This window comes from Achromobacter sp. ISS7, assembly GCF_056523125.1.
The window spans coordinates 2,136,129-2,150,004 of sequence record NZ_JAWRZD010000001.1; the positions used below are offsets into that span (position 1 = coordinate 2,136,129).

The window sequence follows — 13,876 nt, forward strand, 5'->3', positions numbered from 1 at the left end:
TCCTTGGGTCAGTCCGCGCCGGCGGCAGCGGTGGCCGGCAGGGTTTCGTAGGGCGTTTCGCGCGCGGTCGGCTTGTTCTCGGCGCGGGCGCGCTGCACCGAACGGATGCCGAACACCACGATGCTGACCACCACGAACATGAAGATCGCGCACAGGCCGGCGTTGATGTAGTCGTTCAGCACCACGCGCGACATTTCCGCCAGCGACTTGGCCGGGGCCAGCACCTTGCCTTCGGCGATCGCGGCGTTGTACTTGGCCGCGTGCGACAGGAAGCTGACTTTGGGGTCGGCGTGGAACAGTTTCTGCCAGCCGGCCGTCAGGGTGCACGCCAGCAGCCACAGCGTGGGCAGCACGGTGACCCAGGCGTAGCGGTCACGCTTCATCTTGAACAGCACCACGGTGCCCAGCGTCAGCGCGATCGCGGCCAGCATCTGGTTGGCGATGCCGAACAGCGGCCACAGCGTGTTGATGCCGCCCAGCGGATCGACCACGCCCTGGTACAGGAAGTAGCCCCAGGCCGCCACGCACAGGCCGGTGGCGATCAGGTTGGCGGGCAACGACTCGGTGCGCTTGAGCGACGGGGCGAAGGTACCCAGCAGGTCCTGCAGCATGAAGCGGCCCGCGCGGGTGCCGGCGTCCACGGCCGTCAGGATGAACAGCGCTTCGAACAGGATGGCGAAGTGGTACCAGAACGCCATCATGCTGGGGCCGCCGATGGCCTGGTGCAGGATGTGCGCCATGCCCACGGCCAGCGTCGGCGCGCCGCCGGCGCGCGAGATGATGGTGCTCTCGCCGACGTCCTTGGCGGTCTGCACCAGGTCGGCCGGGGTGATCACGAAGCCCCAGCTGGACACCACCTGGGCGACCTGGTCGGGGGTGGTGCCGATGACGGCCGCCGGGCTGTTCATGGCGTAGTAGATGCCCGGCTCGATCACGCAAGCGGCCACCAGCGCCATGATGGCGACGAACGATTCCATCAGCATGCCGCCGTAACCGATGTAGCGGGCCTGGGTTTCGTTCTCGATCAGCTTGGGCGTGGTGCCCGACGAGATCAGGGCGTGGAAGCCCGACACCGCGCCGCAGGCGATGGTGATGAACAGGAACGGGAACAGGTTGCCCGACCACACCGGGCCGGAGCCGTCCACGAACTGCGTCAGCGCCGGCATTTTCAGCTCGGGCGCGACCACCACGATGCCGATGGCCAGGCCGACGATGGTGCCGATCTTCAGGAAGGTCGACAGGTAGTCGCGCGGGGCCAGCAGCAGCCACACCGGCAGCACCGAGGCGATGAAGCCGTAGACGATCAGGATCCAGGTCAGGCCCTTGCCGTCGAAGTCGAACATCGGGCCGATGACCGGATGCGCGGCCACGTCCTGCCCGAAGGTGATGGCGGCCATCAGGCCGACGAAGCCGATGATGGACACTTCGCCGATCTTGCCCGGGCGGATGTAGCGCAGGTACACGCCCATGAAGAGCGCGATGGGGATGGTGGCGGCCACCGTGAAGGTGCCCCACGGCGAGTGCGTCAGGGCTTTCACCACGATCAGCGCCAGCACCGCCAGGATGATGACCATGATCATGAAGGCGCCGAACAGCGCGATCACGCCCGGGATCTTGCCCAGCTCGGACTTGACCAGGTCGCCCAGCGAACGGCCGTCGCGGCGCGTCGAGATGAAGAGGATGGTGAAGTCCTGCACGGCGCCGGCGAACACCACGCCGGCCAGGATCCACAGCATGCCGGGCAGATAGCCCATCTGCGCGGCCAGCACGGGGCCGACCAGCGGGCCGGCGCCGGCGATGGCGGCGAAGTGGTGGCCGAACAGCACGTGCTTGTTGGTCGGGACGTAGTCCAGGCCGTCGTTGTGCTTCCAGGCCGGCGTCATGCGCGTCGGGTCAAGGCGGAACACCTTGTTGGCGATGAAGCGGCTGTAATAGCGGTATGCGATCAAGTACACGCAGACGGCGGCGATCACCACCCATAGCGCATTGATGGTCTCCCCTCTGGCCAGCGCCACGGTGCCGAGCGCGAACGCGCCCAATACCGCAACCGCCAGCCAGACCAGGTGCTGACCCAGTCCCTTACTGCTGGTATGCATAAGTGCTCCTCTTGCCTCCCGCCATGCTTTTGGCGTGCAACGCTTTTTTCGTCTCGCGGGTGGGCAGACTCATTGTTGTAGGGTGGCGGACGCGAACGTCCACACGGCGTCCGGTCGACGCGGGCGTTAGTATTTCGGTTTGACCTGGACGCAACAAGCGCGGAACTACGCAATCGCGCTACGTGGTACTACGGAAAGCGCCGCAGCATATTCGCGCCGCAATCGTAAAATCGGCGGCGAACCCGCCCGTTCGGCGTGGCCCGATCCTCTTGATGCACCGCAACACGCGCTTGTCGCGCTGATACAAATCCCCTGATGAAGCTGCGCCTGAAAATCCTGCTGCTGGCCGCCGTCCCCCTGCTGGTGGCGCTGGCGGCCATTGCCGTGGCCGTCTACGTGCAAGGCCTGCAATTGGCCCAGCGCGAAAAAGAGGTGGTGGAAAGCGCCTGGCTCGGCAGCAAGGAAAGCGAGCTGCGCCACTACGTCAGCCTGGCCTATAGCGCCATCGCCCCGCTGCAGGACGCCAGCGACGGCGACGCCGCCCGCGAGCGCGCGCTGGCGTTGCTGGCGCAGATGGAATTCGGCCACGACGGCTATTTCTTCGTCTACGACCTGCAAGGCAAGAACCTGATGCACCCGCGCCAGCCCGAACTGGTCGGCCAGGACCTCTGGAGCCTGCACGACACCCGCGGCCAGCCCGTGATCCAGAACCTGCTGGCCGCGGCCCGCCGCGGCGGCAGCCAGGGCCAGGCGGTGCACTACCTGTGGGAAAAGCCCTCGACCCACCAGACCGTGGAAAAGCTCGGCTACGTGGTGGTGCTGGAACGCTGGGGCTGGATGCTGGGCACCGGCATCTACCTGGACGACGTCGAGCAGACCCTGGCGCACATCGACGCGGCCGCCCAGTCCAACATCCGCGATATGTTCGCCTGGGTCGCCGGCATCGCCGCGGTCTCGATCCTGGGGGTGGCGGCCTGCGGCCTGGCGCTCAATATCAGCGACCACCGCCAGTCCGACGCCAAGCTGCGGCTGATGGCGCAGCAGCTGGTGCGCTCGCAGGAAGACGAGCGGGCCCGGCTGTCGCGCGAGCTGCACGACGGCATCAGCCAGGTGCTGGTGTCGATCAAGCTGGCGCTGGAAGCCGCCCGCGAACGATTGCGCCAGGCCCTGGGCGCCGAACCGCGGGCCCTGGCGCACATCGACACGCCGCTGGGCGGCGCGCTCGACCGGCTCAATACCGCCGTCGGCGAGGTGCGCCGCATCTCGCACAACCTGCGCCCGACCCTGCTGGACGACCTGGGCCTGCCGGCCGCGCTGGAACACCTGGGCCGCGAGTTCGCCGGCGCCAGCCAGCATGGCGCCGCGCCGCTGGCGGTGCGCCTGTCGACCCAGGGCCGTCCGGTGAAGCTGCCCGACGCCTACGCCACCGCGCTGTTCCGCGTCACCCAGGAGGCGCTCACCAACGTGGTGCGCCACGCCGGCGCCCGCCGCGCCGACCTGACGCTGGCCTACACCGACCGCGACCTGCGCCTGACCATCCATGACGACGGCCGCGGCTTCGACTACGCCGAGGTGCAGCAGGACCCGCGCCGCGGCATCGGCCTGCGCAACATGCGCGAACGCATGACGGCGCTGTCCGGCAGCCTCAGTTTCCATACCTCCGACCAGGGCACCACCCTGCAAGCCTGGCTGCCCTTGCCGCCGCCCCCTTCCGACGCATCCCGCCCCGCATGACCGACTCTAGCTCCCCCATCCGACTGCTGCTGATCGACGACCACCCGCTGGTGCGCGATGGCCTGCGCCTGCGCCTGGAGACCGTGCCCCACCTGCAGGTGGTGGGCGAGGCCGGCAACGCCGCCGCCGCGCTGGCCTTCCTGCAGGCCTGCCTGGCCGAGGACCCGCAGGGCGGCACCCTGCCGCAGCTGGCGCTGATGGACCTGAACATGCCCGGCGTGGGCGGCCTGGAACTGACCGCGCAGCTGCACGAGCGCTATCCGCAGATCGCGGTGCTGGTGCTGTCGATGCACGACAACGCCGAATACATGGTGCAGGCGGTGCGCGCCGGCGCCCGCGGCTACCTGCTGAAAGACGAGCCGGCCCAGGAGATCCTGGCCGCCATCGACGCGGTCATGACCGGCCGCACCTACTTCAGCGCCGCCGTGTCGCTGCGCCTGTCGCAGGCCAGCGCCCCAGCCACCCTGCTGACGCAACGCGAGCGCGATGTGCTGCGCCACATCGCCAGCGGCCACGCCAACAAGCAGATCGCCCAGGCGCTCGGCCTGTCGGTGCGCACGGTCGAGACCCACCGCCTGAACATCAAGCGCAAGCTGGGCATCGACGGCCAGGCCGAACTGATCAAGTACGCGGTCGAGAACCGCGGCGTATAACCCCTCTGGCCGTCGGGTCTCCCGCCTGCGAAGCGGGCCCGCGCTGGAGTAGACTTGCGTGTTCATCGCCACCGCAGGCGCGCAGCCCCCCTGGAGTTCCCATGTCATTGGAAAATCATTACACCGCCATTCTTGAAGCACTGGGGGAAGATCCGTCCCGCGAAGGCCTGGCGGACACGCCGGCGCGCGCGGCCAAGGCCATGCGCCATCTGTGCCGCGGCTACACCCAGGACCTGGACGAGATCGTCAACGGCGCGCTGTTCACGTCCGACACGCGCGAGATCGTGCTGGTCAAGAACATCGAGCTGTATTCGCTCTGTGAGCACCACATGCTGCCCTTCATCGGCAAGGCGCATGTGGCCTACCTGCCCAACGGCAAGGTGCTGGGCCTGTCCAAGGTGGCCCGCATCGTCGAGATGTACGCCCGCCGCCTGCAGATCCAGGAAAACCTCAGCCGCCAGGTGGCCGAGGCGGTGCAGTCGGTCACCGGCGCCGCCGGCGTGGCCGTGGTCATCGAGGCCCAGCACATGTGCATGATGATGCGCGGCGTCGAAAAGCAGAATTCGTCCATGGTCACGTCGGTGATGCTGGGCGAGTTCCACGACAACCCGTCGACCCGCGCCGAGTTCCTCAGCCTGATCCGCTGAACGCCCCCGCGCATCGCCAGAAACGGCCGTCCCTTCGGGGTCGGCCGTTTTTTTGCGCGCTCTCCGCCAAAAGGCCTAGAGCGAGCCTGAACGACAACCCGCACAGGAATGCCCGTCCGTCCCACCGCCGGGCCGCCCCAAGGTGGGACAGCCCCCTTGGGGGGCAGCAAGCGCGTAGCGCGCGGCGTGGGGGCGCTTATTGGCTCCTATCGAATACGGCATCTGGCCCTAGCGCTGTGGCCCCATCCGGGCAAACTGGCACCACAGGCCGCACCGGCACAAGCCGGTCGCGTCGGGGCGCGGCCCATTCCCTACCGGAGCTCACCATGAACGCGTTATACCGCCTCATCCGCCGCAGCATCCTGGCCGGCCTGGCCGCCGCCCTGCTGGCCGCCCCCGCCTACGCCCAGACCCGCCTGACCGTGGGCTACCAGCTCATCGTCGGCCCCTTTCTGACCGCCATCGCCGATGGCAGCTTCGACGCCGCCCTCAAGGACGCCGGCTACCAGGTCGACTGGCGCCAATTCACCTCGGGCGGCGACATTTCCACCGCGCTGGCCTCGGGCAACGTGCCGGTCGGCGTGCTCGGTTCCACCGGCATCACCTCGGCCGCCACCCGCGGCGTCGACCTGGAACTGTTCTGGATCCTGGACAACATCGGCAAATCGGAAGCGCTGGTGGCGCGCAATGGCTCGGGCATCAACAGCACCGCCGACCTCAAGGGCAAGCGCGTCGCCACCCCGTTCGTGTCGACCTCCCACTTCCACCTGCTGGTGGGCCTGGAACAGGTCTGGAAGATCAGCCCGCGCGACGTGCGCATCCTGAACATGCAACCGCCGCAGATCGTCGCCGCCTGGCAGCGCGGCGACATCGACGCCGCCTACGTCTGGCCGCCCGCCCTGACCGAGATCGAAAAGAGCGGCAAGGTCATCGCCGATTCGGAAGCCATCGGCCACGCCAGCGTGCCGACCTTCGACGGCCTGGTGGTCGACCGCGCCTGGGCCGCCAAGAATCCCAAGTTCATGGCCGCCTTCACCGCCGTGCTGGCCAAGTCGTACGCCGCCTACCGCGCCAACCCCGCCGCCTGGACCGCCGATTCGGCCCAGGTAAAGAGTATCGTCAAGCTGATCGGCGGCAAGCCGGATGACGTCGCCACCGCGCTCAAGCTGCTGACCTTCCCGACCGCCCAGGAACAGGCTTCGCCCGAATGGCTGGGCGGCGGCAAGGATTCGGGCGCGGCGCGCGCCTTCACCGCCAGCGCCAAGTTCCTGAAGGACCAGAAACAGATCGACAAGGCGCTGGGCGACTACAGCGCCCACGTCACCGACCAGTACGCCAAAGCGGCCGCCAAATAGCCGCGGCAATGCCCCGGGCGCGCCACCAACCGCGTCCGGCCCCGGCGCCCGCCTGGCCGCGGGCGCCGCACCATGCAAGGGGACCTCGCATGACCACACCCGCCACGCCCGCGCAGGCCCTGCGCGCGGACCACGTCAGCGTCACCTACCCCGGGCTGCACGACAGCGGGCCGGTGATCGCGCTACAGGACGTCAACCTGACCATCGAGCCCGGCGAATTCGTCGTCGCGCTGGGCGCCTCGGGCTGCGGCAAGACCACGCTGCTGAGCCTGCTGGCCGGCTTCCTGTCGCCCACCGACGGCGAGATCACCTTGGGCGGACGGCCCATCATCGGCCCCGGCGCCGATCGCGGCGTGGTGTTCCAGAAACACGCGTTGCTGCCCTGGCTGAACGTGCTGGAGAACACCGAGTTCGGCCTCAAGTTGCAGGGCGTGGACAAGGCAACGCGCCGCGCCCGCGCCCGCCGCAACCTAGAACTGGTCGGCCTGAAGGACTTCCACCGCCACATGATCTACCAGCTGTCCGGCGGCATGCAGCAGCGCGTGGGCATCGCCCGCGCCCTGACCTGCGATCCAGCCATGCTGCTGATGGACGAGCCGATGGCCGCGCTCGACGCGCTGACGCGCGAGACCATCCAGGAGCTGCTGCTGGATATCTGGCGCCAGACCGGCAAGATGTTCTTCTTCATCACCCATAGCGTGGAAGAGGCGCTGTTCCTGGGCTCGCGGCTGATCGTCATGTCGCCGCGCCCCGGACGCATCACCCACACCTTCCAGCCGGACTTCAACCGGCGCTACCTGGAGACGCGCGATGGACGCGGCATCAAATCAAGTCCCGACTTCATCGCCATGCGCGAGCAAGTCCTCGGCATCATCTATGGCGACGAACTCGCCGCATCCGACACGCAGGTCGCTCATGCCTAGCGGCCTGGGCGGCCGCCGGCCCGCCGCGCCGGGCAAGGTCTACGGCGCGCCGGGGGCCGGCTACAGCGGCCACATCAGCCTGCTGACCAGCATCGCGCTGCTGGCGCTGTGGTTCCTGGCCACCAACGCCGGCTGGGTCAAGCCGCTGTTCCTGCCGTCGCCGCAGGCGGTGTACGGCAAGTTCGTGTCGGCCATGACCGAGGGCGTGGCCAACTCGACCCTGGCCGAGCACGCGATGGCCAGCCTGACCCGGGTGTTCTCGGCCTTCTTCCTGGCCTGCGCCACCGCCATCCCGGTCGGCATCCTGATGGGCGTGAACCGCTACGCGCGCGGCATCTTCGATCCGCCGATCGAGTTCTACCGCCCGCTGCCGCCGCTGGCCTACCTGCCGCTGATCATCATCTGGTTCGGCATCGGCGAATTCCCCAAGATCCTGCTGATCTACCTGGCCATCTTCGCGCCCATGGCGATCGCCGCGCGCGCCGGCGTGCGCTCGGTCTCGATCGAACAGATCCACGCCGCCTACGCCATGGGCGGGACCCGCATGCAGATCGTCTGGCACGTGATCCTGAAGGCCGCCATGCCCGAGATCTTCACCGGCATGCGCATCGGCATCGGCGTCGGCTGGACCACGCTGGTCGCCGCCGAGATGGTGGCGGCCGACCGCGGGCTGGGCTTCATGGTGCTGAACGCGGCGCAGTTCCTGGCCAGCGACACGGTCATCATGGGCATCATCGTGATCGGGGTGTTTGCCTTCGCCTTCGACCTGCTGGTGCGGTATCTGGAGAAGTTCGCGATTCCTTGGAAGGGACGGATTTGAACGTCAGACTGCGGGCCAATCCGGGGTGGACTGAAAGCTCACGGTGCGTCACGCGGCCACGTTTTCCTGCGTTATGTTGATGCCGAAGATGATGCGGTGCGTCACGCCCCAAATGGGTCACGTGTCGGCCCCGATGGATCGCCGATGCGCCGCATCCTACGGAGATGACAGCATGACCAGGATGCCCCCTTCAGAAACCGGAAAGCGACTTTCCCCACCTGCCGGCTACGCGGGTATTCACGACGGCATCGTCGAATTGCTCGATGCCACGCGGCAGGCGGCCGCACGCAACGTCAATGCCCTGATGACGGCCAGCTACTGGGATATTGGCCGCAGGATTGTCGAGGCAGAGCAGAAAGGCCGACAACGCGCGGGCTACGGAGACCAATTGATCGAACGACTGTCTGCCGACCTGACCGTCCGGTTCGGCAGAGGATTCGGCGTCAACAACCTGGAAAACATGCGGCGCTTCTTCCTGACCTACCCCCAGCCCGCGATATCCCAGACAGTGTCTGGGAAATTACGGCTGTCGGCCCTGACACAAGCGTTCACGCTGCCGTGGTCGGCCTACGTCCGGCTGTTATCAGTCAAGGACGACAACGCCCGACGGTTCTACCACGCCGAGGCGCTACGGGGAGGTTGGAGCGTACGCCAGCTCGACCGGCAGATCGAAAGCCAGTTCTACCAACGCACGGCGCTGTCCGGCGACAAGGCGGCGATGCTGGTCAATGGGGCCATGCCACAGGCCACGGATGCCATGACCCCTGGCGAGGCAATCAAGGATCCGTACGTCCTGGAGTTTCTCGATCTCAAGGACGAATACTCAGAGTCCGATCTTGAGGCCGCGCTCACCCAACGGCTGGAGGACTTTCTGCTTGAACTGGGCGAAGGATTCACTTTTGTAGGGCGGCAACGACGGCTGCGCATCGACCAGACCTGGCACCGGGTGGATCTGCTGCTCTACCACCGCAAGTTGCGCTGCCTGGTCATCATCGACCTGAAGCTGGGTAGTCTGAGCCATGCCGACGTGGGGCAGATGCACATGTATTGCATTCCAGGACCTATCTCGTTCCATTTTCCTGCCGGCGCGCCCAAACCCACCCCGTCGGCAGGGCAATCCCGCATTCCTTTCGCCCATGCCGCTCCTCTATCCTGGGGTTCCGTCCCTGGTCTCGCCCGGCCTCTCGCGCCGGCGTCGCCCGGACGCGTCGCCACTACAAGGAGCCGCCATGTCCAGCCAGGCCTCGATGCTCAAGCCTGTGTTGTGGGAACGCCTGTTCGAACGGGAAAGCGCGCCCAACCTGAGCCTGCAGGGCCGCGTGCGGCAGATGCTGGTCTCGGCCATCCTCAGCGGCCACCTGCCGCCGGGCGCGCCGGTGCCGTCCAGCCGCTACCTGGCCGACCAGCTGGGCATCGCCCGCAACACGGTGGTGTTCGCCTACCAGCAACTGGTCAGCGAAGGCTATCTGGAATCGCGCGAGCGCAGCGGCCATTTCGTCCATGACGGGGTGCTGGAGGGCCGCGCCGTGCCGCTCGCCGCCGAAGCCGACGCCACGCCGTCGGCCGACCAGGTCCGCTGGGATGAACGGCTGCGCTTCCGGCCCAGCCGGCAACGCAACATCGTCAAGCCGCGCGACTGGCAGACGCAGCCCTACCCCTTCGTCTACGGCCAGTTCGACCAGGACCTGTTTCCCACCGCCGACTGGCGCGAGTGCTGCATCAAGGCCCTGTCGGTGCTGGACATCCGCAGCTGGGCGCCGGACCTCATCACCCACGACGACAGCGCGTTGATCGAACAGATCCGCACCCAGGTGCTGCCGCGCCGCGGCGTCTGGGCCGACGCCGAGGAGATCGTGGTCACCGTCGGCGCGCAGCACGCGCTCTACCTGCTGGCCGACCTGCTGGTCAACGAGGACACCGTGGTCGGCATGGAGGACCCGGGATATCCCGACGCCCGCAACATCTTCGCCAGCCATACCCGCCACCTGCTGCCGCTGCCGGTGGACGAACAGGGCCTGTGCACCGGCACGCATCTGCTGGGCTGCGACTATGTCTTCGTCACCCCCGGCCACCAGTGCCCCACCACCGTGACCCTGTCGCCGGCGCGCCGCGAGGCGCTGCTGACGCTGGCGCGCCAGGCCGACAGCCTCATCATCGAGGACGATTTCGAAAGCGAGAGCCGCTGGGGCGACGGCGCCATCCCGGCGCTCAAGAGCCTGGACCGCGACGGCCGCGTGATCTACGTCGGCAGCCTGGCCAAGTCGTTCGCGCCGGGGCTGCGCATCGGCTACATCGTCGCGCCGCGCGAACTCACCGCCGAACTGCGCGCGCTGCGCCGCCTGATGCTGCGCCATCCGTCCGCCTACATCCAGCGGGCGTTCTCGCTGTTCATCTCGCTGGGGCATCATCATTCGCTGCTGCGGCGGCAGTCGCAGGCCTACCAGAAGCGCGGCGCGGAGCTGGCCGAGGCGCTGGCGCGCTGGCTGCCCGACTTCACCGCCGTGCCCATCACCGGCTCGTCGTCGTGCTGGCTGAAAGGCCCCGAATGGCTGGACGCCACCGAACTGGCGCAGGCCGCGCTGGCCGAAGGCGTGGTGGTCGAGCCGGGCCAGGTGTTCTTCATGGACGCGACCGGCGCGCCGCGCAACTTCCTGCGGGTCGGCTTCACCTCGATCCGCGCCGAGCATATCGGACCGGGCATCGAACGGCTGGCGCAGGTGGTGCGCCGTTTCCGACTGCGTGCCGCCGCCTGAAGCCACGCCCCGCCTGAAGCCATGTGCTCGCCGCCTGGGCCGGGCGGCGTCTAGCCGTTGCGGCTTCGCGGCAGCATCGCGCCGGCAATGACGATGTTGACCGCGACCAGCGCCATCATCGCGCCCAAGGCCACGCTGACGCCATGCGCGGCGATCAGCTTGCCCGCCACGTACGGGAAGCCAAAGGCGCCGGCAAAGTAACCCAGGGTGAACACCTGCGAGGCCACCGGGATGGACAGGTTCGACTCGCCGGCGAAGTTGACGACCATCGCGTTCAGGGTCGAATACGTCAGGCCATAGCCCGTGGCGAACAGCACGGTGGCGCCAACGTAGAGCCAGGCGCTGCCCGGGTTCACCGCCAGCAGCGCGATGCCCGCCAGCGTCACCAGGAACAGGCACAGCGCCAGCGGCCGCAGCGGCAGCCTGCCGATCAGCGAGGCCACAGAAAAGCGCAGCGCCACCGTAGTGACGGTGAACGTCAGGAAGAACGTGTCCGGCGTCAGGCGCAGCGGCCGCGCATAAAGGCTTTGAAAGGTGGACAGGCCAGCGAAGGCGCAGGCCGAGAAGCCCATCATCAGCACCGGCATCCAGGCCCGCGACCGAAGCACCCGCGCCATCGCCGGCAGCGACAGCGCCACGGCGTTCATCGGCAGCTGCGGCTGGCGCGCCAGCGGACGGCGCAGCCCCCAGGCCAGCGCGGCCGCGGCCACGCAGATCGCCGCGTAGGCGGCGAAGGCGGACGAGGCGCCGCCGAACCACCGGGCCGCCAGGAAATGGCCGAGCGGCGCGGCCAGCCCCAACCCCAGCATCTGCGAACCCGACAGCAGGGTCAGGGCCTCGAGCCGGGCCGCCGGCTTGAGGCAGTGGATCAGCTGGATCGGCGCCAGCATGTAGAACAGCGCCCAGCCCAGGCCGAGCAGCACGCCACCGGCGTAGGCCACCGCGATGCCGGCGCTTGCCGCCAGCGCGAAACAGGCCATCGCCAGCGCCATGATCAGCGCGGCGGCGGCGATCACGGGCAGGATGCCGGTGCGCTGCGCGATCCGGCCGGCGAAAGTGGAACCGATCAGCGTGGCAAGGGTGCCGATGCTGATCACCGTTCCCGCCTCGGCGGCCTCGAAACCGGCCGCGTGCAAGGCATCGGCCAGCAGGAAGCTGGCGCCATAGGCAATCGCGAGCGCCAGGGCCGACAGCAGATAGGGGATCAACAGCCGCGCCGGCAGCTTGTCGGCCAGCAGGGACGCGGCGTCCTGCGGCGCGATGAATGACGGACCGGGCCGCGACGGCGGCATGACAGGCGGCGGGCTGCGCATCTCTGCAACGGGGGTGTGGTGTCCACGGATGCAGCACAGTACCAGCATTCCCGGCGAGCCCGGCGAACAGAATCCGCGCCCGCCGCGAGGGCAAAAGTGTCAGGCGCGATGACCAGGCCAGGTCCGGCCGATCAGAGCACCTCGTCGCGCAGGTAGTACCACCGGTACAGCAGCGCCTGGCCGATCCGGCGGAACGGCGCGAACAGATGACCGGGCAACGGCGTGTTGTAAATCGGCAAATTCCAGCTGAGCCCGTCCTGCCCCATCATGCGCTGCGCCAGGCGCCGGCCGGCATGCGCCGAGAACGCCACGCCGTTGCCGCCATAGCCAAAGGCATAGAACACCTGGCGCGCCGGATCGGGCTGCGTGATGCGCGGCATCATGTCGTGGCTGACGTCGACCCAGCCCGTCCACGCGTAGTCCACGTCGATGCCGCGCAGCGCCGGGAACTTGCGCGCCAGGCCATGGCGCAGCAGCGCCAGGTGGCGCGGGTGTTGCGCGTCGGCGCCGCGCAGCGCGCTGCGGCTGCCGATCTGCATGCGGCCATCGGGCAACAGCCGGTAGTAGAAACGCAGGGTGCGGGTATCGGTGATGAACACCGTGCTTTTCAGGCCGGCCTGCGCTCGTTCGTCGGGAGTCAGCGTCCGCGTCACCATCGAGTTGGACAGGATCGGCATGATGCGGTTGTCCAGCAACCGGTTCACCCCCTGCGCCGTATAGCCGCCGGTGGCGAACGCCACGCGCCGGGCGCGCACCGTGCCGCCCGGGGTCCGCAGGCGGTAGCCGCCGCCCTCCTCGGTCCAGCCCAGCACCGGGCTGGATGGATGCAGGCGCACGCCCAGCGCGCGGGCCTGCCGCATGTAGCCGTAGGCCAGCTTCAACGGGTGCACGCCGATGCCGTCGGGTTCGAGCAAGGCGCCCATCGCCTCGTGGTCGTCGACGTAGCGTTCGCGCAGCTCGTCGCGGGTCAGCATGCGGGTGTCGTAGCCGAACTGCTCGCGCATCACCCGCGCCTCATTGCGCAGGAAGGCCATCTTCTTTTCGCGGTGCGCGGTGTAGAGATGGCCGCCGGGCTGGGCGTCGCAATCGATCTGCGCCACCAGGCTCTTCCAGTAGTCGAAGCCCTCGTGGATCTCGGCATCCAGGCGCCGCGCGGTGTCCAGCCCCCAGCGTTCGATCCATTGCGAGCGGTACAGGCGCCCGGATGCGTTCTGCCCCTGCCCGCCATTGCGGCTGGTGCAGCCCCAGACCGCCCGGTTGGCCTCCAGCACCACCGCCCGCACGCCATAGTCGCGCGCCAGCGCCAGCGCCGCCGACAGGCCGGTGAACCCCGAGCCGACGATGACCACGTCGGCCTCGATGTCGCCCTGGATCGGCCCGTCGTCCGCCGGCGGCGGGCCGGCGGTGGCAACCCAATAGGTGGGCGCGTATTCCTGTCCGCGCCCCGGCGGCGACACCAGCGGGTCGTAGGTCGGGTTGTAGGCGCTGGCGGCCGGGCTGGCGGCCGGCGCGCCGGCGAGATCGACGAAAGTACCGGCGGTATTCGACAGATCGGAAGACATAGCGGCATCCATGGGGCGGT

10 protein-coding genes and 1 pseudogene are annotated in these 13,876 nt (G+C 68.3%); 8 read left to right on the forward strand and 3 right to left on the reverse strand.

Annotated features, from left to right (window positions below):
• Positions 1–8: 8 nt before the first annotated feature.
• Complete coding sequence (locus AC1HFW_RS09595; RefSeq protein WP_006395282.1) at positions 9–2,096, reverse strand: carbon starvation CstA family protein; 2,088 nt, start codon at positions 2,094–2,096, stop codon at positions 9–11.
• Between the two features lie 315 nt (positions 2,097–2,411).
• Here AC1HFW_RS09595 and AC1HFW_RS09600 point away from each other — a divergent pair, with 315 nt between their 5' ends.
• From AC1HFW_RS09600 to pdxR, 8 genes and pseudogenes are all read left to right on the forward strand, one after another.
• Positions 2,412–3,830, forward strand: a complete 1,419-nt coding sequence (locus tag AC1HFW_RS09600) for a cache domain-containing protein (protein WP_479282964.1) — start codon at positions 2,412–2,414, stop codon at positions 3,828–3,830.
• Positions 3,827–4,483 carry a response regulator gene (locus tag AC1HFW_RS09605; RefSeq protein WP_006395284.1) on the forward strand — a complete coding sequence of 219 codons (657 nt, stop codon included), beginning with the start codon at positions 3,827–3,829 and terminating at the stop codon, positions 4,481–4,483. The genes AC1HFW_RS09600 and AC1HFW_RS09605 overlap by 4 nt, the downstream gene beginning before the upstream one ends.
• Positions 4,484–4,584: 101 nt before the next feature.
• Positions 4,585–5,130 (forward strand): GTP cyclohydrolase I FolE, encoded by a 546-nt coding sequence (gene folE / locus AC1HFW_RS09610; RefSeq protein ID WP_006395285.1) that lies wholly within the window; start codon positions 4,585–4,587, stop codon positions 5,128–5,130.
• 326 nt (positions 5,131–5,456) lie between these two features.
• The gene (tauA, locus tag AC1HFW_RS09615; protein ID WP_479282967.1) at positions 5,457–6,485 is read left to right on the forward strand and encodes a taurine ABC transporter substrate-binding protein; all 1,029 of its coding nucleotides are present in this window, start codon (positions 5,457–5,459) and stop codon (positions 6,483–6,485) included.
• A gap of 89 nt (positions 6,486–6,574) precedes the next feature.
• Positions 6,575–7,408 (forward strand): taurine ABC transporter ATP-binding protein, encoded by an 834-nt coding sequence (locus AC1HFW_RS09620; protein WP_479282969.1) that lies wholly within the window; start codon positions 6,575–6,577, stop codon positions 7,406–7,408.
• Positions 7,401–8,228 (forward strand): ABC transporter permease subunit, encoded by an 828-nt coding sequence (locus tag AC1HFW_RS09625; RefSeq protein ID WP_479282971.1) that lies wholly within the window; start codon positions 7,401–7,403, stop codon positions 8,226–8,228. Before AC1HFW_RS09620 ends, AC1HFW_RS09625 begins: the two co-directional genes overlap by 8 nt.
• 172 nt (positions 8,229–8,400) lie before the next feature.
• Positions 8,401–9,279, forward strand: a pseudogene (locus AC1HFW_RS09630) (PDDEXK nuclease domain-containing protein); the annotation flags it as partial.
• A 178-nt stretch (positions 9,280–9,457) separates the two neighbouring features.
• A complete protein-coding gene (pdxR, locus tag AC1HFW_RS09635; protein ID WP_054419986.1) occupies positions 9,458–10,981 on the forward strand; it encodes a MocR-like pyridoxine biosynthesis transcription factor PdxR in 1,524 nt (507 codons plus the stop codon).
• A gap of 50 nt (positions 10,982–11,031) precedes the next feature.
• On the opposite strand, the gene AC1HFW_RS09640 is transcribed toward pdxR, so the two are convergent.
• Positions 11,032–12,273, reverse strand: a complete 1,242-nt coding sequence (locus AC1HFW_RS09640) for an MFS transporter (protein WP_479282973.1) — start codon at positions 12,271–12,273, stop codon at positions 11,032–11,034.
• A gap of 152 nt (positions 12,274–12,425) precedes the next feature.
• Positions 12,426–13,856 carry an NAD(P)/FAD-dependent oxidoreductase gene (locus AC1HFW_RS09645; protein ID WP_479282975.1) on the reverse strand — a complete coding sequence of 477 codons (1,431 nt, stop codon included), beginning with the start codon at positions 13,854–13,856 and terminating at the stop codon, positions 12,426–12,428.
• Between the last annotated feature and the right edge of the window lie 20 nt (positions 13,857–13,876).

Excerpts from the sequence above, each read along its gene's own strand:
- AC1HFW_RS09595 (WP_006395282.1), bottom strand. The coding sequence starts at position 2,096 with ATGCATACCAGCAGTAAGGGACTGGGTCAGCACCTGGTCTGGCTGGCG.
- AC1HFW_RS09600 (WP_479282964.1), top strand. The coding sequence starts at position 2,412 with ATGAAGCTGCGCCTGAAAATCCTGCTGCTGGCCGCCGTCCCCCTGCTG.
- AC1HFW_RS09605 (WP_006395284.1), top strand. The coding sequence starts at position 3,827 with ATGACCGACTCTAGCTCCCCCATCCGACTGCTGCTGATCGACGACCAC.
- folE (WP_006395285.1), top strand. The coding sequence starts at position 4,585 with ATGTCATTGGAAAATCATTACACCGCCATTCTTGAAGCACTGGGGGAA.
- tauA (WP_479282967.1), top strand. The coding sequence starts at position 5,457 with ATGAACGCGTTATACCGCCTCATCCGCCGCAGCATCCTGGCCGGCCTG.
- AC1HFW_RS09620 (WP_479282969.1), top strand. The coding sequence starts at position 6,575 with ATGACCACACCCGCCACGCCCGCGCAGGCCCTGCGCGCGGACCACGTC.
- AC1HFW_RS09625 (WP_479282971.1), top strand. The coding sequence starts at position 7,401 with ATGCCTAGCGGCCTGGGCGGCCGCCGGCCCGCCGCGCCGGGCAAGGTC.
- pdxR (WP_054419986.1), top strand. The coding sequence starts at position 9,458 with ATGTCCAGCCAGGCCTCGATGCTCAAGCCTGTGTTGTGGGAACGCCTG.
- AC1HFW_RS09640 (WP_479282973.1), bottom strand. The coding sequence starts at position 12,273 with ATGCCGCCGTCGCGGCCCGGTCCGTCATTCATCGCGCCGCAGGACGCC.
- AC1HFW_RS09645 (WP_479282975.1), bottom strand. The coding sequence starts at position 13,856 with ATGTCTTCCGATCTGTCGAATACCGCCGGTACTTTCGTCGATCTCGCC.